The organism is Allosphingosinicella sp., from assembly GCF_036387215.1.
Classification (GTDB): Bacteria; Pseudomonadota; Alphaproteobacteria; order Sphingomonadales; family Sphingomonadaceae; genus Allosphingosinicella.
Genome location: NZ_DASVUE010000020.1, coordinates 1 through 19,217 on the forward strand (window position 1 = coordinate 1; position 19,217 = coordinate 19,217).

Sequence of the window (19,217 nt, forward strand, 5' to 3'; positions counted from 1 at the left end):
CGGATTGAGCGAGACACGGATCCGGGGCGCGCCGCTGATCGGCCGAACGATGCGGACGAAGGCCACCGGGCGGTAGACGCGGCCGGTCCGCTCGAAGCGCGGGCAGAAGTCGTACACATCGGCGACGCCTCCGTCGGCATCCGTGAGGCGGGATACCAGGATCGGCGTGTTGCGCAGGTAGCTCTGCTCGCAGCTCACCTGCTTCTCGAGTGAAATGCGCCACTCGCCGCGCGCCTCCCCCTCCTTCGGATCGAGCAGCGAGCAGAAGAGCGGATCGCCGTCCACGCCCGGGGCGCACGCCCAGGCGAAGCGCGCCTCCTGATCGATCAGCGCGCTCACCTGGCAATTGCCGATCGGCCACAGATTGAGGTCGCTCACTGCTCGGCCGCCTCGCCAAGCCAGCGGATCACGGAGGGCACGTCCGGCAAACGCCACCGCGCGGCAGTGTCGCGCGCGGGTCCCACGAGGATCCCCGCCCCTCCCATCGCCGCGGCGGCTTCGAATGCATGCTCGTCCGTCAGATCGTCGCCCACGAACAAGGGACGCGCACCGGCAAAGTCCGGTTCCGACATGAAGGCGCGAACGGCATCGCCCTTGTCGGCTCCGGGCGGCCTGATTTCGGCCACCATCTTGCCCTCCTGAAGCGCAAGCCCTGTGGAAGAGGCAAGGGCGCGCATCGCCTCCATCACCCGAGCCTCCTCGGCAGGAGCCTGGCGATAGTGAAGCGCGACCCCGAAGGGCTTGTCCTCGACGAGCAGCCCCGGCGCTTCGTCGGCAAGCTGCCGGACTCGCACCCGAGCCTCCGTTAGGTCGTAGCGGGCGGCGAGCGGGATGTGGCTGCCGTCGCGGAGGCGAAGCTCGAGGCCGTGCGAACCGGAGACTGCGAGGCCGGAGCATTCAAGGTGGCGTTCAAGGTCTGCGATCGCGCGGCCGCTGACCAGCGCCAGCCGCCCGTCGAGACGACGGCTCAGCCCTGCGAGCAAAGGCGCGACCGCAGGCGACACGCTGATCGCGTCCGGCGCCTCTGCAAGCTCTACGAGCGTCCCGTCGAAATCGAGGAAAAGCGCCGCTCCGTCGAGGATCGAGTGCGGCGGTGTCTCATCGGCCATGGCTCCCGTTGGCAAGGGAGGCGCGGAATCTCAAGATACGATTGATCTGCTTCAGAGGCCGTTCGTGTCGAGCGAAGTCGAGACACCCGATCGAGCGAAGCCGAGAGAAGGCCTCGACTGCGCTCGGCAGGGCCCCTCGACTTCGCTCGGGACGAACGGGGGGAAGGCTAGAAGCTCTCTCCGGCATCGGTGCCGTAGAAATGGTCTCGGCTGATGTAGCCGCGGCGGCCGCCGACATCGAGCGCGCACCATTCGCCTGCGCATTCGGAGAGGCGGCCGACCACTCCGGGCTGCGCGAGGTAGCGGATCCGCGAGCTCGTGTTCGGCGCTTCATGCATGGGCCGCGGCTCGTTGCCTGTCACCAGCGCGGTGCGGGTGTCGCTGAGGAGGTTGACCAGCATCCAGCCGGTCTCGCCGTCAGGATCCTGCACCTTCCGCCAGCTCGGATAGACTTCGAGCACCTTGATCGGCAGATCGGCGCGCCGGTAGAGCCACTTGGCGGGGTAGGTCTTGCCCGGGCCGGTCCGCATCAGCGCTTCCGAGGCCGAGATGGACGCCCAGTAGGGCGTCTTCCGCTGCTCCTGCGCGTCCGCCGACGGCGACAATGCCGAGGCGAGGATCACGATCGCAAAAGCAAGGACACGCCGCATCATATCTGCCTTCTCTCCGTTCCTTTTTCCGCCTCTAGGCGAGGCCCGCCCGCCGCTTCAACAGCGATAACGAAGCGGGTCCGGTTTCGGGACAATCGAGGGTCAGTCGCCGGTGAGGATCCGGTCCACAAGCTGCTTCACGGTCGGCACGAAGCCGTTCGAATAGAAGGGGTCCTTCTTGAAGCGGAAGGCGGCGTGGCCGGCGAACATGAGGTTCTCCTCGACAGGCCCGCCATGGGCGATGTCCTGAAGCGTCTTCTGGATGCAGAAGCTCCTGGGATCGGCGAGCCGTCCGGTCGAATTCTTCTCGTTGTCCGCCCAGGACGAGAAGGCGCATTGCGAAAGGCAGCCCATGCAATCAGCCTGGTCCTTCCGGATGATCGTCTTCTCTTCAGGAGTGACGAAGACGAGAGTCTCGTCCGGGGTCTTCAGCGCTTCGGTATAGCCTTGCGCATACCATTCGCGGGCGTGGAGCAGGTCGCCGCGCGTCACCCAGTAATTCTTCTTGCCGGCCACGCCGACGTCGAGCTGGAAGCAATGATCGCCCAGTTCCTCCTTCGTGAATGCGATCTGCCGGTGCGAGCGCGCTTCGAGGTTGCGGAGGAACGGGTTGCGCACCGCCGAGGAATAAAAGCCGGTCGGCGAGAAGCGGTGGAGGAGGACGTCGCCTTCCTCCAGGGTCATCAGGCGCTGCTTCCAATCCTCGGGGATCGGGCTCTCCTTCGTGAGCAACGGCCGGGTGCCGAACTGGAAGACGATCTGGCCGAGTTCGGGATTGTCGATCCAGTCGTTCCATTCCTTGAGGTTCCAGACGCCGCCCGCCATCACGATCGGCACGTCGTCGGAGATGCCGCCCTGCCGCATCGTGTCGCGGAGAGCCTTGACGCGGGGATAGGGGTCCTGCGGCTGCAGCGGGTCCTCGGCATTGGAGAGGCCGTTATGGCCGCCGGCGAGCCAGGGATCCTCGTAGACCACCGCCCCGAGCCATTCCGCGGCTTTCGAATAAGCCCGCTTCCAGAGCGCGGAAAAGGCGCGCGCCGAGCTGATGATCGGGAGATAGTTGACGCCGTAGGACGCGGCGATCTCGGACAGTTTGTAAGGCATGCCCGCGCCGCAGGTGACGCCGGCGACCATTCCGCGGGTGCGCTCGAGGACTCCGTGAAGGATGCGCTGGGCGCCGCCCATTTCCCAGAGGACGTTGATGTTGATGGCGCCCTTGCCGTCGGCCATCTCGTAGGCGCGGCGGACCTGCTCCGTCGCACCCTCGATGGCGTAGTTGATCAGCTCCTCATGCCGGTCCCGGCGGGTGAGCGCATGATAGATCTGGGGGATGATCTTGCCTTCGGGATCGTAGCTGTCCGCATTAACCGCCGAGACGGTGCCGATGCCGCCCGCGGCCGCCCAGGCGCCGGAGCTCGCATGATTGGTCGCGGAAACGCCTTTGCCGCCTTCGACCAGCGGCCACACTTCGCGGCCCGCATATCGGATCGGCTGGACACCCTTGAACATCATTCCTCCCATGGAAGCTTGGGCGGGGCTATAGTGCCGCCTCCGCTTAATCGCAAAAGATCAGGCGGCGACCTCGGTGAACGCACGAGGCGCCCCGATGGCTTCACCGTAGAGGTGGGCGTAGCGGGCGATCATTCCCCGCTCGTCATAGTCGGCCGCGGCCCGCTCGCGGTTCGCGCGGCCGATGCTTCGGCGGAGGTCCTTCCGGTCGGCGAGCGTGTCGAGCGCGGCGGTGAACGCCGCCTCGTCTTCCGGATCGACGATCAGCGGGCGATTGTCCTCCGCGACGATCGAGGGGATGTCGCCGACCGCGGTCGCGACGGCGGGAAGCCCCGCCGCCATGGCTTCGACGAGGGAGATCGGGAATTGCTCGCTGTTCGACGACAGTGCGAAGATGTCGAACAGCCCGATATAGCGCGCCGGATCGGGCAAGAAGCCGGGAAGGTGCACGCGCTGCGCAACGCCGAGCCGCCGCGCCTCCGACATGATCGCCTCGCTTTCGGGCCCCTGCCCGACGATCACGAGCCGCGCCTCCTTCTCCCGCATACCCGCGAAGGCACGCACCAGCCGGGGCAGGTTCTTGACCGGGCGGAGGCCGGCGACGGTTCCGATCACCAATTCCGCCGGATGGTGCTGAAGCCCGGGAATGGCATCCTCAGCAGGCGCGGACGCGAACCGGCCGACGGGTATGCCGTTGGGGATCCGCTCAACCCGCTCCGCCGGCTGCGCCCAGGCGGTCCGCGCGATCTTCTCGAGCACGTGCGAGGGGACAACCAGTTTGTGCGCTGCCGAGAGGCCGAGCCGCCGGTAGAGGTTGCGGCCACGCTTCAGCTCCGCCGCCTCGTCCTGGTTGAACCCGTCCTCGTGGTGAACGAGAGGAGGGCCGCGGAACAGATATTTCGCCATCACTGCATCGAACGCGCCCCAATTGTAGGTGAGCACGAGATCGAAACCGCGCATATAGCGCGACAGCCGGAACAGCCGGGGAAGGCCGGGTCGCCCGGTGAGCGACGGCGCGTCCGTCGGGAACGAGACCTTCACCTGCCGATCGAGCGCTTCCCGCGCCGACAGCTGGTCCGGCATTCCGCTCAGGACGACATGCTCGGCCGAATCTCCGAATGCGTTCATGAGACGAACTGCCCGCGCCTCTTTCCCGCCCAGGGCGAAGGTCGAATGGGCGTGGAGAATGCGGACCGGCATGCGCCCTTATGGCGCAGCATCCAATGCTTCGGAAGCGGCCGGATCGTGGCCGCTGGGCGGCTTCCGATGTGGCATGGGCCTGGGAGGCTTGATAGGAGGGCGCGTTGGAAGATGAGGTGAGCGCGTGAACGAAGGCGAGAGTCCGCGGAAGGCGGCCACCGGCGTTGCCGGGCTGGACGACATCATGGCGGGAGGATTGTCGCGCGGCCGCGTCTTCCTCCTCGAAGGTGCGCCCGGCACGGGCAAGACCACGATCGCCACCCAGTTCCTGATGGATGGCGAAGCGCGGGGCGAACGCGGCCTCTACATTACACTTTCCGAAAATGAGGAGGAATTGCGCGAAGGCGCCGCGTCGCACGGCTGGACCCTCGGCGAACTCATCCAGATTTACGAACTCGTTCCCCCTGAAAGCCTGCTCGACGCGGAGCAGCAGCAGAGCCTGCTTTATTCGTCCGACCTTGAACTTGGCGAGACCACCAAGCGCATCTTCGAAGTGATCATGCGCGTGCAGCCCCGGCGGATCGTGCTCGACAGCCTCTCGGAAATCCGCCTGCTCGCGCAAAGCTCGCTCCGCTACCGCCGGCAGATCCTCGCCCTGAAGCATTATTTCTCGCAGTCGGGCGCAACCGTTCTGATGCTCGACGATCTCACGACCGAGGCCAACGACAAGACGGTGCACAGCATCGCCCACGGCGTCGTTCGCCTGGAGGAGCTTGCGCCGAGCTACGGCGCCGAGCGGCGGCGGCTTCGGGTCATCAAATATCGGGGCCAGCAGTTCCGCGGCGGCTATCACGACCTCGTCCTTGAAACCGGCGGGATGCGGGTCTTCCCGCGCCTCGTATCGGCCGAGCACCGGACCCGCTTCACGCGCGAGACGGTGAGCAGCGGCAATCTCGACCTCGATGCCTTGCTCGGCGGCGGCATCGACCGCGGATCGAGCACGCTCGTGCTCGGCCCGGCCGGGACGGGCAAGTCGCTGCTGATGCTGACTTTCGCGGTCGCGGCAATCGAGCGGGGCGAGCAGGCGGCAATGTTCATCTTCGACGAGGAATTGGGCCTGCTGTTCGAACGCGCCCAAGGCGTCGGCTTCGATCTCGCGAGCATGGTCGAGCGCGGCGATCTCGTCGTCGAGCAGATCGACGCCGCCGAACTGACTCCGGGAGAATTCTCGGAACGGGTCCGCGCCTGCGTCGAGAAGAAGGGCGCCCGCACCGTCGTGATCGACAGCCTCAACGGCTTCCAGGCGGCGATGCCCGAGGAGCAGGCGCTCGTCCTCCACATGCACGAACTCCTCCAATATCTGAACCGCCAGGGCGTCGCGACTTTCCTCACGGTCGCCCAGCACGGGCTTGTCGGAGACATGAAGGCGCCGGTCGACGTCACTTACCTTGCCGACACGGTGGTGCTCCTGCGCTACTTCGAGGCGGTCGGCCGCGTCCGCCGGGCCATGTCGGTCGTGAAGAAGCGGACCGGGCCGCATGAGGATACGATCCGCGAGTATCGGGTCGGCCGGGAAGGCATAACGCTCGGCCGGCCGCTTCACAATTTCCAGGGCGTCCTGCGCGGCATTCCCGAGCTGGTTGGCGATCCCGCCGAGTTGCTGGCATCCGGCACGGAATGATCCCTCACCTCTCCGAGCGCGCCTTGATCCTCGCCCCGCTGGGCCGGGATGCGGCGGTTGCGAAGGCGATGCTCGCGGAGATCGGGGTTCAGGCGCACATCTGCAACTCGCTTCAAGAAGTCCGAGCGGAGCTTGAAGCGGGCGCCGGCTTCGTGGTCACAACCGAGGAGGCGCTCCGAACCGCTGACCTTCACGGCCTCTCCGACTGGATCGGGAGCCAGCCCGAATGGTCGGACATGCCGTTCGTGCTCCTAACCAGCCGGGGCGGCGGACTGGAGCAGAACCCGGCCGCCGGCCGCTATCTCGACGTGCTCGGCAACGTCACCTTTCTTGAGCGGCCGTTCCATCCGACGACCCTCGTCAGCGTCGCCCGGTCCGCCCTTCGCGGACGGCGGAGGCAATATGAAGCACGCGCGCGGCTCGAAGCGCTCCATGAAAGTGAGCGGCAGCTGCGCACGCTGGCCGATTCGATCCCGACGCTCTGCTGGATCGCTCAAGCCGACGGCCACATCTTCTGGTACAACCAGCGCTGGTACGATTACACCGGCACCGTCCCCGCGGACATGGAGGGCTGGGGCTGGCAGTCCGTCCACGATCCGCAGCACCTGCCCGAGGTGCTGAGGGAGTGGCGGAAGTCGATCGACACGGGAGCGCCCTTCGAGATGGTGTTCCCGCTGCGGGGGGCGGACGGCAGCTTCAGGCCCTTCCTCACCCGCATCCAGCCGCTGCGCAATGCCGAAGGAACCATCATCCGCTGGTTCGGCACCAACACCGACATCACTGCGCAGCGCGAAGCGGAAGCGGCGCTCGAGGAGCGCGCCAGCGACCTGGAACGCCGCGTGGAGGAGCGCACGGCGGAGCGGGAGGCGGCGCTCGCGCAGCTTCACGAGGCGCAGAAGCTCGAAACCCTGGGGCAGCTGACCGGCGGCGTCGCCCACGACTTCAACAACCTCCTGACCCCCATCACCGGCACCCTCGACCTCCTCCAGCGGCGCTATGCCGACGCCGATCCGCGCCAGGCCAGGCTGATCGCCGGCGCACTGCAATCGGCGGAGCGCGCCAAGATACTCGTTCAGCGCCTGCTCGGATTCGCGCGCAGGCAGGCGCTCCAGACGACGGCGGTCGACCTCGCGGAGCTGGTCGAGGGGATGCGCGACCTGATCGGAAGCTCGATCGGCCCCGCAATCGAGCTCCGCATCTCGCGCGGCGCCGATCTCCCGCCTGCGCTTGCCGATGCGAACCAGCTGGAGCTCGCGATCCTCAACCTCTGCGTCAATGCGCGCGACGCGATGCCGCGGGGCGGCCGGCTCACGATCGCGCTCGACGCCGCGGCAGTTGGCCCGCGCGACGCTCCGAAGCTGAAGCCCGGCCTCTATCTGAAGCTGTCGGTGATCGACACCGGGGTGGGAATGGACGCCGAGACCCTCCGCCGCGCCATCGAGCCCTTCTTCTCGACCAAGGGCATTGGCAAGGGCACCGGCCTCGGGCTTTCCATGATCCACGGCCTTGCCGCCCAGCTCGGCGGCGGCTTCGAACTTTCGAGTGTCCCCGGCGAAGGTACGCGCGCGGATCTGTGGCTCCCGCTCGCCCCTGAATCGGCGGCTGCGGCCGCTCACCACTCCGATCAGGCCATCGCTCCCTCGAGGCCGCTCAAGATCTTGTTGGTCGACGACGAGGAGCTGGTTCGCACCGGCACCGCGGAGATGCTCCGCGATCTCGGACACGAGCCGATCGAGGCCGCCGGGGGCCAGGAGGCGCTCGACCTGTTCGCCGCCGACGATTCCATCGATCTGATGCTCACCGATTACATGATGCCGCGCATGGACGGCGGCGAGCTTTCACGGCGGGTGCGGGAGCTGCGTCCGGAGCTGCCGATCGTGCTGGTGACGGGCTATACGGACCTCACCGATGCCGCCCCCGAGCTTCCGCGCCTCGCCAAGCCGTTTCGGCAGTCCGATCTGGCCACGATCCTCGCCGCGGCCACATGTGCCGGCGCAAACGTGATCCCGCTACGCCGCACGGCGTCTCACCAGCCTTAGGCCGGCCGCACCCTTGCTAGCAGCCGGTCCATCGCCGCGATCGCTGCGGGCTCGTCCAGCGTCGGCGCATGGCCGACCCGGGGCACCACGACGCTTTCAAGGTCAGGGTTCCGCTTCTCCATCTCCGCTACCGTCTCTGCACTAAGGAGGTCGGAAAGCTCGCCGCGCAGCACCAGCGAGGGTACTCCGCGAAGAGCCTCGAAGGCAGTCCACAAGTCCGATCCGGTGTCCACCGTCGCCGCCTTGAAGGGCTCCGCAATCCGCATGTCGTAGTCGAGCAGAACCCGGCCGGAGGGGCTGAGCCGGCAGACGCGCTTGGCGAAGACCAGCCAGTCGTCCAGCTTCCAGTCCGGGTATCGGTCCCGGTTCGGCTCCGTCAGCGCGCGCGCGGCATGAAGCCAGGTCGGCCAGCTTTGGGAGCGGCCGACATAGGAGCGGATATGGTCGATGCCGCGGGTTTCAACCACCGGTCCGATGTCGTTGATCAGCGCGCCCGCCAGCCGGCTGCTGTCTCGCGCCGCGAGCAGCATGGTGATAAGGCCGCCAAGCGAGGTGCCGAACAGGACGAAGCGGCGAAGCTCCAGCTCCTCCAGCAGCTTCTCGATATCCTCGAGATAGGTGCGCGGAACATAGGTCATCGGATCCTTGGAGTGAGCGCTTTCGCCGCGGCCCCGCAGATCGACGCAGATCACCCGCCACTCGCCTTGAAGCCGCTCCGCAACCCCTTCGAAGTCGCGCGCGTTACGAGTGAGGCCCGGGATGCAGATGATCGGCGGGCGCGCATCGCTACCGGCATAGTCCCGATAATGCAGCCGGAGCCCATCGTTCGAGTTCCAGTAGCAATCCGACCAAGACGCCATTCCAGCCCCCATCAACACAGGCTCCATATCACCGCATGACGCACCTCCCGCAACCCAGCCCCTATCGCCCTGAAACTGCGATCCTTTCTCTGGGCGGCGACTTCTACGATCCGGTTCAGGCCGCCGATTTCCCGCAGACGATTCTCCGTTTCAGGAACGATCGCTGGTCCCCGGCGGTCGGCCTGGAGGGGCTTGGCCAAGATGAATGGCTTCGGCATTTCGGCCGTTTCCAGCCGCTGCCGGACAATCTCCCGCAGCCGCTGGCGCTCCGCTACCATGGCCATCAATTCCGCTCCTACAATCCCGAGATCGGCGACGGCCGCGGCTTCCTGTTCGCGCAGCTTCGCGACGATCGCGGGCGGTTGCTGGACCTCGGCACCAAGGGCTCGGGCCAGACCCCTTACAGCCGCTTTGGCGACGGACGGCTGACGCTGAAGGGCGGAATGCGCGAGGTTCTGGCGACGGAGATGCTGGAGGCGCTGGGGGTCGAGACATCGAAGACCTTCTCGCTCATCGAGACGGGGGAAGCGCTGCAGCGGAACGACGAGCCCTCCCCCACCCGTTCGGCCGTGCTCGTGCGCCTCCAGCACAGCCACATCCGCATCGGCACCTTCCAGCGGCTGGCCTATTTCGGGGAGGCCGGGAACATCCGCACCCTCACCGAATATTGCCTCCAACATTATTACGGCGAAGGCGGGGGCGAGGATGCGGCTGAGCGCCTGCTCGGCCATGTCACGCGGGCAGCAGCCCGGCTCGCGGCCTCCTACATCGCGGCCGGCTTCGTCCACGGCGTCCTCAACAGCGACAATATCGCGATCACGGCCGAGAGCTTCGACTACGGCCCCTGGCGCTGGACGCCTTATTGGGACGGCGCCTTCACCGCCGCTTATTTCGACCATGCCGGCCTCTACGCCTTCGCCCGCCAGCCCGAGGCGATCCATTGGGACGTGCTTCAGCTTGCCCGTTCGCTGCTGCTCATCTCGACGCCGGAAGCGCTGGAGCCGCAGCTGGAGCTGTTCCGCCCCGAATTCCAGCACGCGCTCCGGAATGCCATTTGCGCCCGTCTCGGCGTCGTCCCGGCGGGTGAGGACGAAGCGGACAACGCCCTCCTCGTCGCCATCGAAACCGCGCTTGCGGCCAAGACGGTGACGATCGACCGCTTCTTCTTCGACTGGCGCGGCGGCCGGCGTCGGGGAGCCTCTCCAGCCGACATTCAGTATGAGGCCGGCGAGTTCGGCAGTTTCCGAGAGGTGATCGAAACCTACGAGCCCGCCGGTTCACTCGCTCATCCTTACTGGTCCGACGAGGCACCGGTCTCGATGCACATCGAGGAGGTGGAGGCGATCTGGTCGCGCATCGACCAGGAGGACGACTGGAGCGCCCTCTACGCCAAGGTCGGTGCGATCCGCCGTATGGGCGAGGCGATGCAGGGCGGCGCTTGACCGCGCGCCGCAAAAAATGCTGGTGCTTCCCGAACAAGCAGGAGCGAAATGGCAGCAACCGTCACCTCGATCGAACCGGCGACCGGCGCGACCCTCTGGACGGGCGAGACCGGCGATGTCGAACAGGAGGTTGCAGCCGCCCGGGAAGCCTGGGCCGGCTGGGCCTCGCGTCCGCTGACGGTCCGCGTCGAGGCGCTCCGCCGCTTCGCCAACGTCGTCCGGGGCAAGAAGGATGAATTCGCCGACCTGATCGCGCGCGAGACCGGTAAGCCGCTCTGGGAATCCCAGACGGAGGTCGACGCCGTCGTCAACAAGGTCGACATCTCGGTCTCGGCCTATGCAGAGCGCACGTCGCAGCGGCGGCTGGAAGGCTCGCTCGGTGCCAAGGTCGCGGTGCGGCACAAGCCGCACGGCGTGCTCGCGGTGCTCGGGCCCTACAATTTCCCGGCGCACCTCCCCAACGGCCACATCGTGCCGGCGCTGATCGCCGGCAATGCAGTGGTGTTCAAGCCGTCCGAGAAGACGCCGGCGGTGGGCGAATATCTCGTCCAGCGCTTCCATGAAGCGGGTGTGCCCGAAGGCGTGGTGCGTTGCGTGATCGGCGGCCCGGAGACGGGGAAGGCGCTGGCGGGGCATCCCGGCATAGACGGCCTGCTCTTCACCGGATCGGCCCGCGCCGGGCTTTCGCTCCACCGCCAGTTTGCCGACACTCCCGAGAAGATCCTGGCGCTCGAGCTCGGCGGCAACAACCCGCTCGTCGTGTGGGACGCGCCCGATGCCTATGCGGCGGCCGTCATCGCGGTCCAGTCGGCTTTCCTCAGCGCCGGCCAGCGCTGCACGGCCGCACGGCGGCTGATCGTGCAGGACGGAGCGCATGAGGAGCTGGTCGCCAATATCGGCAAGATCGCCGAGCGCCTGATCGTCGACCACCCGCACGCCGCCCCTGCCCCGTTCATGGGCCCGGTGATCGACAATGAAGCCGCCGACCAGCTCCAGGAGGCCTTCCTGGACCTGATGATCAAGGGCGGCAGGCCGCTGAAGCACCTTGATCGGCCGGATGAAACCAAGCCGTTCCTGACGCCGGCGGTGATCGACGTGACGGGCGTTCAGAGCCGCCCCGACGCCGAGCTGTTCGGCCCGGTGCTTCAGGTGATCCGAGTGCCGGATTTCGATGCCGCGCTGATCGAGGCGAACAACACTCGCTACGGCCTCGCCGCTTCGCTGGTGGGCGGCAGCCCGCAGCTCTACGACCGATTCTGGTCGAACGTACGCGCCGGCGTCGTCAACTGGAACAAGCCCACCAACGGAGCGCCCTCCAACGCACCCTTCGGCGGCGTCGGCCTCAGCGGCAACCACCGCCCGAGCGCCTATTATGCCGCCGATTATTGCGCCTATCCGGTCACCAGCTCGGAGGCGGAGACGGCACGCGCGTCGATCGGCATCGGCCTCAGGGATCCCTACGCTGCGAACAATCTGGAAGGTTGAGGCTTTCCTACAGCCTTGCGTTCATGCTATGTTCCTTTTCGGTGACGTCCCGGCCGGGCTCTTTGAACCGTTCGAAAACAGCGAAAGCCGACAAAGGCGACGATTTCGCTCACGCCGGGGCCAGTGTTTGGGCGTGAACCGAGTGTGAACTTCGGCCGCTTGCCCGTCGGTCGCGGGCCGGATCAGCCTCGTGCTTCGGGGAGGTAGCCCTCCTCGATATAGTCGGAAAACTTGGTGATCTTGCTCTCGAACTTGAGCTTGACCTTGCCCGTCGCGCCGTGGCGCTGCTTGGCGATGATCAGTTCCGAAAGGCCGTACACCCGCTCCATGTCGCGCGCCCACTGGTCGTGCGCCTCGAAGATTTTGGCGTCGTCGCCCTCCATCGGCCGCTTCGGCTCGCGCGACTGGACGTAATATTCCTCGCGGTAGACGAAGAGCACGATGTCGGCGTCCTGCTCGATCGAGCCGGATTCGCGAAGGTCGGAGAGCTGCGGGCGCTTGTCCTCGCGCTGCTCGACGGCGCGGCTGAGCTGCGAGAGCGCAAGCACTGGCACGTTGAGCTCCTTGGCCAAGGTCTTGAGGCCGCGGCTGATCTCCGAGATTTCCTGAACGCGGTTGCCGTCGCTGGCCTTGCCGCTGCCCTGGAGCAGCTGCAGATAGTCGATGACGATGAAGCCAATCCCCTTCTGCCGCTTGAGACGCCGTGCGCGGGTGCGAAGCGCGGCGATGGTGAGGCCCGGCGTATCGTCGATATAGAGCGGCAGGCTCTCCAGCTCGGCCGCGGCGCGAGCGAGGTTGCGGAAATCCTGCTGGCTGATCTTGCCCATGCGCAGGTTTTCCGAGCTGATGCCTGACTGCTCGGAAAGGATGCGGGTCGCAAGCTGGTCGGAAGACATTTCGAGGCTGAAGAAGGCGACTGCCGCACCGGCCGACTTCTCGGGCGCGATGCCGTCCTCGATGTCGCGCACGTACCGCTGGGCCGCGTTGAAGGCGATGTTGGTCGCAAGCGAAGTCTTGCCCATGCCGGGACGGCCGGCGAGGATCAGAAGATCGGAATGATGGAGGCCGCCGGTCTTGGCGTTGACGCTGTCGAGGCCGGTCGTCACTCCGGAAAGACCGCCGCCCGTATTGAGCGCCTTTTCCGCCATCTGCACGGCCATCCGGGTGGCCTGGGCGAAAGTCTTCACCGAGCCTTCCCCGCCGCCTTCCTCCGCAACCCGGTAGAGTGCGGCCTCGGCGCTTTCGATCTGCCCCTTGGGATCGACGTCTTCGCTGGTGTCGAGGGCGTTCTCGACCATTTCGCGGCCGACGCCGATCAGCGCGCGGAGAAGAGCAAGCTCGTAAATCTGGTCCGCAAAGTCGCGTGCGCCGATGATCGCGGCGCCGCTTCCGGTCAGCTGGGCGAGATAGGAAGGGCCGCCGAGCTCCTTCATCTCCTCGTCCTGCTCGAACAGCGGCCGGAGCGTGACCGGCGAGGCGATCATGTTCCGGTCGACCAGCTTCAGGATGTTCTCGTAGATGCGCGCGTGGAGCGGCTCGAAGAAATGGTCCGGCCGAAGCTTCAGCTGGATATCCTCGGCCAAGCGGTTGTCGATCATCAAGGCGCCGAGCAGCGCCGCCTCGGCCTCCACGTTCTGCGGGAGTGAGGGCGCCTCGATGGGCTGCGCGTCGGCAAGTCTGATGATGTCGGCCATGGCCCCTTCTCCTCCTTTGCGGGCTCAGGCTCAAGCCATCAAGTCTGTGGAACTGTTGTGGATAAGCGAAAATCTAGCGGCTAACAGGCTGCCGTGGCTGACCAGCGCATCATCGGCATAGAGCTCGACGAGCGGACGATCATCCGCCGAAACGACGATGTCGAGCAGGAGAAGAAGATCGCCATCTTCGATCTACTCGAAGGCAACAGCTTCGATCCGGCGGGGCATGAGGGGCCCTTCCGGGTTCTGCTTCGGGTGGAAGACAACCGCCTCGCCATCGACCTCATGGACGAAGCCGGCGCACCGCTCGACACGATCCGTCTCGGCCTTGCCCGCTTCCGGAGGCTGATCCGGGATTATTTCGCGATCTGCGACAGCTATTACAAAGCGCTCCGATCGGACACTCCGCACCGGATCGAAGCGGTCGACATGGCGCGCCGTGGCATCCACAACGAGGCGGCGGAGCTTCTGAAGGAGTGCTTCGCGGGCAAGGTGGAGCTGGATTTCGACACCGCGCGAAGGCTGTTCACCTTGGTATGCGTCCTCCACATCAAGTAGCAGGCGATTGAAGGGTCCCGAGACTTTATGAGCATCATGTCGGACAAGTGGATTCGCGCTCAGGCGCTCGAAAACGGCATGATCGAGCCGTTCGAGGACGGCCAGCGGCGCGACGGGACGATCAGCTACGGCCTGTCGAGCTACGGATACGACGCCCGTGTGGCGCCCGACTTCAAGATCTTCACCAATGTCGACAATGCCATCGTCGACCCGAAGAATTTCACCGCCAACAGCTTCGTCGACCGCAATACGGACGTCTGCATCATCCCGCCGAACAGCTTCGCGCTGGCCCATACTGTTGAATATTTCCGGGTCCCGCGCGACGTGCTCGTCATCTGCCTCGGCAAATCGACTTATGCCAGGTGCGGCATCATCGTGAACGTGACGCCGCTGGAGCCCGGGTGGGAAGGCCATGTGACGCTCGAATTCTCGAACACTACCCCCCTCCCCGCCAAGGTCTACGCCAACGAAGGCGCCTGCCAGTTCCTGTTCCTCCAAGGCAACGAGCCCTGCGAGACGAGCTACGCCGACCGCGCCGGCAAGTATATGGGCCAACGCGGCGTGACGCTTCCTAAGCTGTGAGGACCTTCTCCACCCAGGCGGCGTAGGCGTTGATGAAGGTGGTCAGGAAGGCTTTGGTGCCTTCGTTCTTGAGTTCGCCACCTTCGTCGAAAAAACCGCCGGCCCCGCCGAGATAGGCTTCGGGCTGCTGGAGCACCGGCATGTCGAGGAAGACGAGCGACTGGCGGAGGTGGTGGTTGGCTCCGAAGGCGCCGAGGGCGCCGGGCGAGACGCTGACGATCGCGGCGGGCTTGCCGCTCCAGGCGCTGTGGCCGTAGGGGCGGGAGCCGACGTCGATCGCGTTCTTGAGCGCGGACGGAACGGAGCGGTTATACTCCGGGGTCACGAACAGCACTCCGTCAGCGCGGCGGATGCGCTCGCGGAAGGCGATCCAGCTCTGCGGCGGGTCCTCGTCCAGATCCTGGTCGTAGAGCGGGAGCTGGCCGATCTCGACGATCTCGAGCCTGAGGCTTTCCGGCGCGAGCTTCGCGAGCGCCTGCGCGGTCAGGCGGTTGAGCGAGCCCTTGCGGAGGCTCCCGACGACGACGGCGATATCCTTAGGCATGGGCGGGCTCCTGCTTGCGCGTGTCCGCCGCAGCCGAGCGTGCGCCGTCGAGGCTCAGCGCGCCCGGCCCGGCCGCGGCGACATAGAGGAAAACGAAGCTGTAGAGGATCGCCAGCTCCCCTTGGTTGAGGATCGGGTGGAAACCGCCCGGCGCGTGGAACATCCAGTAGGCGACCGCCATCTGCCCCGAGGCCAGGAAGGCCGCGGAACGGGTGAAAAGCCCAAGCACCATCAGCGTTCCAGTGACGAGTTCGATCACCGCTCCGACGCCCATGAGGCTTGCAAGCGGCACCGGGCCCGGGGGCGCGCCTTCGGGGAAGCCGAACAGCTTCACGAGGCCGTGCGTCAGGAACAGCAGGCCGGCGACGATCCGAAGCGCTGCAAGCAGGTGCGGCTGGAAGCGCGAAAGTGGGTAGGTCATGTCAGCTCCCCTTGTTGTGCAGGAGACAGATGCCACTTTTGCAGCCGTTCCATAAGACGCCACACGTACAATGCGCCGTTGCAAAATCAGCAACGGCGACTAGGAGGCTTTCCGCTCGCCGCCGCCCCGATAGTCGCGCCAGCGCTCGGACGTCTGCAGCATCCACGGCACGAGCTCGTGGCCCTGCATCGGCCGGGCGATGAAATAACCCTGCACCTGATCGCAGCCCATGCCGGCGAGCAGCTCCAGCGCTTCGAGCGATTCGACGCCCTCGGCGACCGCTATGAGGCCGAGGGCGTGGGCGAGATCGATCACCGATTTCACGATCAGGCGCGATTCCACCGCCGTCGCCAGATCCTCGACGAAGCATTGATCGATCTTGAGCTCGGTGAAAGGCAGCTGGCGAAGCTGCAGGAGCGAGGAATAGCCGGTCCCGAAATCGTCGAGTGCGACGCTGAAGCCCTTGAGGCGGAAGCGGGTGAGCGTATCGAGCAGCCGGACGACATGCTGGGTCGCGCCCTCGGTGAGCTCGACGGTCACCTGCTCCGGCGGCACGCCCTCGACCTGGCAGCGGCGCTGGAGCGCATCCGGGAAGTCGACGTCCCTGAGTGTCAGCGCGGAGATGTTGACGGCGACGTTCATCGTCACGCCCTGATCCCGCCACGAAACCCATTGCCCAAGTGCGGTGCCGAGCACCCAATCGGTAAGCGAATCAATGATTCCGGCGCGCTCCGCCAGCGGGATGAAGGTGGAGGGATCGATGGGCCCGGATGTCGGATGGTGCCAGCGGGTCAGCGCCTCGACGCCGACGACGCTGCCGCTCCCGAACGCGATCTTGGGCTGGTAGAGGAGGCTTAGCTCGCCCCGCTCAACCGCAAGCTGGAGCGCGGTTGCAAGTTCGTTTTCGCTGTCGGTGAGCGGAGTCATGCCGCGCTCGGCCTTTCGAGGCTGCCGAGCAGATCGAGGAAATCCTGCAGCCGCACCGGCTTCTCGACCGGGCCGACCATGTTGAGGCCGAGCGCGGTCCCGAGCCGCATCGAGGATTCGAGCACGCGGCGATCGAAGCCGCTGACGATGATCACCGGAGCAGCGCAATTTTCCTCGGCAAGGAAACGGAGCAGCTCGACCCCGTCCATCTGCGGCATTGCAAGGTCGACCGCGACCGCGTCCGGCCGAAGCTCCCTATACTTCTGCATGAACGGCTCGGGGCTGAGAGTGATATGCGCCGAATAGCCGCCGACCTCGGCGGCATGCGCGATGAAGCGGCCGAAAGCGGGTTCATCGTCGATCAGCAGCAGCTGGCGCAGCATCATTCTCCCGGCAGACCGGCGGCGTTTCAGTAGCCGGCCCCACGCTTAGAATCGGTAAAGACTGAACGCCTGCGGCCTTCGCTCGGGCGCATGTCCGTTTCGCCCGCACTGGCAGGAACGGCGGCTCCGCTCAACCGTTCTCAGCACGCCGCAGTTTACCCCGAGCCATTCCAGGAGCACGAAAATGAAGATCGCCGAAATCATGACACCGAATCCGGAAGTCGTCACCCTCGAGCAGCCGATCCAGGAGGCCGCCCGCCGGATGCTCGACGCCGATACGGGCGCCCTGCCCGTTGCCGACGGCCAGCGGCTGATCGGGATGGTCACCGACCGCGACATCACCGTGCGCGCGGTCGCCGAAGGACGCGGGCCGGAGACTCCGGTGCGCGAAGTGATGAGCGAGAAACTGCTGTTCGCCTGGGACGACCAGGACGTGGACGAGGTCGCGACCCAGATGAGCGACGCGCAGGTGCGCCGGATGCCGATCCTTAGCCGCGAGGGCGAAACGTTGGTCGGGATGGTCTCGATCGGCGACCTCGTCCAGGCCAATGAGGGCGAAGCCGCGGGCGTCGCCGTCGCCGGCGTCACCGAGCCGGGCGGCGAGCACAACCAGTCCGAAGACAGCTGAGCCTTCAGCGCTCCCGGACGACCTCTCCGCCCTTCACCACCAGCCTTACGGCGCGAAGGGCGGAGATGTCCGCGGTCGGATCGCCCTCGACGGCGACGAGATCGGCAAGAAGGCCGGGCCTGATCGCGCCCAGCTTCTCCTGAAGGCGGAAGAAGCGGGCGTTGGCCGACGTGGCGGCGATCAGCACGTCGGCGGGACGCATTCCGTAGGCGACCATCAGCTCCATTTCGCGCGCATTGTCGCCGTGCGTATAGACACCGACATCGCCGCCCATGCACATCGGCACCTTGGCCGCGAGGGCGGCGGCGAAGCTTGCGCGCTTCTCGGTGATCCCGGCCGGCTCCGGCGCCTGGCCGTTCCAGCCCCGGTAGCGCGCGATCGAATGGCCGGCGGCGAGCGTCGGGCAAAATGCAACGCCACGCTCCTTCATCAGCCGGAAGATTTCGGGCGTGCCGGCATCGCCATGCTCGATCGTGTCGACCCCGGCGAGGATCGCGCGGCGCATGCCTTCGGGGGTACTTGCATGGACAGCGACGGTGCGGCCGGCGGCATGCGCGGCTTCGACGACGGCCCGGATCTCCTCCTGGCTGAAGGTCGCGCGGCTCGGCTCGCCGGCGCGCCAGCGATAGTCGCCGTAGAGCTTCACCACGTCCGCTCCCGCGCCCATCTGGCGACGCGCGGCCGCAACCAGACCGGGTCCGTCCGCTTCCTCGGCGCCGAGCGCGGCGAATGTGGGGTCTCCGAGCTTCGGCCCGTAGGCGCCCGTCGCCACCAGCGCCCGAGTCGCGACGAGCATTCTGGGGCCGGGGATGATCCCCTGGTCGATCGCCTGCCTGAGGCCGGCATCGGCATAGCTTGCCCCCTCGGTGCCGAGGTCGCGGACGGTGGTGAAGCCGGCCATCAGGGTGGCGCGGGCGTGGTTCACGGCCCGCGCGGTGCGGAGCGACAGCGGCTCCTTCAGCACCTGATCGTCCCAGCTGGTCTCGTTATAAGGGTGGAGGAAGAGGTGCGAGTGGCCCTCGATCAGGCCCGGCAGCAAGGTGGTGTTCGGAAGCTCGATCACCCGCGCGCCCGCAGGCACCGCCAGCTGCGGCCCTGCCGCCTCGATGCGGTCGCCCCGCACGAGCACGGACCAGCCCTGGTGCGGGCGGGGATCCACTCCGTCAAACACCCGCGCGGGGCGAAGCAGCAGCACACGCTGCTCCTGGGCGGCGGCGGGAGCGGAGAAGGCGAGCAGCATCAGGAGCAGCGTGAGAATGCGCATCGGTCACCATTGTCGTTCGGTTCTTCCGAGCGATAGCAGGCGATGCGGCACTCGCGAAGCGGAGGATCAGCTGCCTTCGCGCTGGTCCTTCACATAGAAGGAGGCCCAGCGAAGGCCCATTCCAATCACCGAGGTGATCATCCCGCCGATGAGGCAGGCGAGCAGAGTGGAATCCTCAGAAGCGCTCTTCCAGGCGACCGTGCCCAGCAGGATCACGCTGATGATGGAAACGAAATAGCCGAGGGACTTCAAGAACAACGGCATTGGCACGCCACCTGCTGCAACCACTTGTGCGTCAAGA

The 19,217-nt window shown here is 66.4% G+C and carries 20 protein-coding genes; 7 read left to right on the forward strand and 13 right to left on the reverse strand.

Features of this window, described 5'->3' with window-relative positions; genetic code table 11:
• From VF662_RS00720 to VF662_RS00740, 5 genes are all read right to left on the reverse strand, one after another.
• Positions 1-378: trehalase-like domain-containing protein (locus VF662_RS00720; RefSeq protein WP_464136500.1), on the reverse strand; the 378-nt coding region annotated here is incomplete at its 3' end.
• Complete coding sequence (otsB, locus tag VF662_RS00725) at positions 375-1,109, reverse strand: trehalose-phosphatase (protein WP_464136502.1); 735 nt, start codon at positions 1,107-1,109, stop codon at positions 375-377. The genes VF662_RS00720 and otsB, both read right to left, overlap by 4 nt.
• Before the next feature lie 167 nt (positions 1,110-1,276).
• Positions 1,277-1,759, reverse strand: a complete 483-nt coding sequence (locus tag VF662_RS00730; protein ID WP_464136505.1) for an SH3 domain-containing protein — start codon at positions 1,757-1,759, stop codon at positions 1,277-1,279.
• Between the two features lie 102 nt (positions 1,760-1,861).
• Positions 1,862-3,268 (reverse strand): NAD(P)H-dependent flavin oxidoreductase, encoded by a 1,407-nt coding sequence (locus VF662_RS00735; RefSeq protein ID WP_464136555.1) that lies wholly within the window; start codon positions 3,266-3,268, stop codon positions 1,862-1,864.
• A gap of 60 nt (positions 3,269-3,328) precedes the next feature.
• Positions 3,329-4,468: a glycosyltransferase gene (locus VF662_RS00740; RefSeq protein WP_464136509.1), complete on the reverse strand. Its 1,140-nt coding sequence runs from the start codon at positions 4,466-4,468 to the stop codon at positions 3,329-3,331.
• A gap of 124 nt (positions 4,469-4,592) precedes the next feature.
• On the opposite strand from VF662_RS00740, the gene VF662_RS00745 reads away from it, so the two are divergent.
• Both VF662_RS00745 and VF662_RS00750 read left to right on the forward strand, forming a co-directional pair.
• Positions 4,593-6,089: an ATPase domain-containing protein gene (locus VF662_RS00745; protein ID WP_464136513.1), complete on the forward strand. Its 1,497-nt coding sequence runs from the start codon at positions 4,593-4,595 to the stop codon at positions 6,087-6,089.
• On the forward strand, positions 6,086-8,128 hold the full coding sequence (locus VF662_RS00750; protein ID WP_464136516.1) for an ATP-binding protein: 2,043 nt from the start codon (positions 6,086-6,088) through the stop codon (positions 8,126-8,128). Before VF662_RS00745 ends, VF662_RS00750 begins: the two co-directional genes overlap by 4 nt.
• On the opposite strand, the gene VF662_RS00755 is transcribed toward VF662_RS00750, so the two are convergent.
• Positions 8,125-8,988 carry an alpha/beta fold hydrolase gene (locus tag VF662_RS00755; RefSeq protein ID WP_464136519.1) on the reverse strand — a complete coding sequence of 288 codons (864 nt, stop codon included), beginning with the start codon at positions 8,986-8,988 and terminating at the stop codon, positions 8,125-8,127. The genes VF662_RS00750 and VF662_RS00755 overlap by 4 nt on opposite strands.
• Before the next feature lie 35 nt (positions 8,989-9,023).
• Between VF662_RS00755 and VF662_RS00760 the strand changes: the two genes are divergently transcribed.
• The gene (locus tag VF662_RS00760) at positions 9,024-10,430 is read left to right on the forward strand and encodes a protein adenylyltransferase SelO family protein (RefSeq protein ID WP_464136522.1); all 1,407 of its coding nucleotides are present in this window, start codon (positions 9,024-9,026) and stop codon (positions 10,428-10,430) included.
• 48 nt (positions 10,431-10,478) lie between these two features.
• Positions 10,479-11,915, forward strand: coding sequence for a succinylglutamate-semialdehyde dehydrogenase (gene astD / locus VF662_RS00765; RefSeq protein ID WP_464136525.1), 1,437 nt, complete (start codon positions 10,479-10,481; stop codon positions 11,913-11,915).
• Positions 11,916-12,097: 182 nt separating this feature from the next.
• On the opposite strand, the gene VF662_RS00770 is transcribed toward astD, so the two are convergent.
• A complete protein-coding gene (locus tag VF662_RS00770) occupies positions 12,098-13,609 on the reverse strand; it encodes a replicative DNA helicase (RefSeq protein WP_464136528.1) in 1,512 nt (503 codons plus the stop codon).
• 93 nt (positions 13,610-13,702) lie between these two features.
• Between VF662_RS00770 and VF662_RS00775 the strand changes: the two genes are divergently transcribed.
• Both VF662_RS00775 and dcd read left to right on the forward strand, forming a co-directional pair.
• Positions 13,703-14,167 (forward strand): UPF0262 family protein, encoded by a 465-nt coding sequence (locus tag VF662_RS00775; RefSeq protein ID WP_464136532.1) that lies wholly within the window; start codon positions 13,703-13,705, stop codon positions 14,165-14,167.
• A gap of 27 nt (positions 14,168-14,194) precedes the next feature.
• Entirely contained in the window at positions 14,195-14,749 is a 555-nt protein-coding gene (gene dcd / locus VF662_RS00780; RefSeq protein WP_464136535.1) for a dCTP deaminase, read from the forward strand.
• Here dcd and VF662_RS00785 read toward each other — a convergent pair.
• The 4 genes from VF662_RS00785 to VF662_RS00800 all read right to left on the reverse strand — a co-directional run bounded on the left by VF662_RS00785 (position 14,739) and on the right by VF662_RS00800 (position 17,024).
• A complete protein-coding gene (locus VF662_RS00785) occupies positions 14,739-15,293 on the reverse strand; it encodes an NADPH-dependent FMN reductase (RefSeq protein ID WP_464136538.1) in 555 nt (184 codons plus the stop codon). The two genes, dcd and VF662_RS00785, sit on opposite strands and share 11 nt — an antisense overlap.
• Entirely contained in the window at positions 15,286-15,714 is a 429-nt protein-coding gene (locus VF662_RS00790; protein ID WP_464136540.1) for a DoxX family protein, read from the reverse strand. The genes VF662_RS00785 and VF662_RS00790 overlap by 8 nt, the downstream gene beginning before the upstream one ends.
• A 99-nt stretch (positions 15,715-15,813) precedes the next feature.
• Complete coding sequence (locus tag VF662_RS00795; protein ID WP_464136542.1) at positions 15,814-16,641, reverse strand: EAL domain-containing protein; 828 nt, start codon at positions 16,639-16,641, stop codon at positions 15,814-15,816.
• Positions 16,638-17,024: a response regulator gene (locus VF662_RS00800; protein ID WP_464136544.1), complete on the reverse strand. Its 387-nt coding sequence runs from the start codon at positions 17,022-17,024 to the stop codon at positions 16,638-16,640. Before VF662_RS00800 ends, VF662_RS00795 begins: the two co-directional genes overlap by 4 nt.
• Before the next feature lie 184 nt (positions 17,025-17,208).
• On the opposite strand from VF662_RS00800, the gene VF662_RS00805 reads away from it, so the two are divergent.
• Positions 17,209-17,652 carry a CBS domain-containing protein gene (locus VF662_RS00805; RefSeq protein ID WP_464136548.1) on the forward strand — a complete coding sequence of 148 codons (444 nt, stop codon included), beginning with the start codon at positions 17,209-17,211 and terminating at the stop codon, positions 17,650-17,652.
• A 4-nt stretch (positions 17,653-17,656) separates the two neighbouring features.
• On the opposite strand, the gene VF662_RS00810 is transcribed toward VF662_RS00805, so the two are convergent.
• The gene (locus VF662_RS00810) at positions 17,657-18,916 is read right to left on the reverse strand and encodes a metal-dependent hydrolase family protein (RefSeq protein ID WP_464136550.1); all 1,260 of its coding nucleotides are present in this window, start codon (positions 18,914-18,916) and stop codon (positions 17,657-17,659) included.
• A 66-nt stretch (positions 18,917-18,982) separates the two neighbouring features.
• Positions 18,983-19,217: hypothetical protein (locus VF662_RS00815; RefSeq protein ID WP_464136553.1), on the reverse strand; the 235-nt coding region annotated here is incomplete at its 5' end.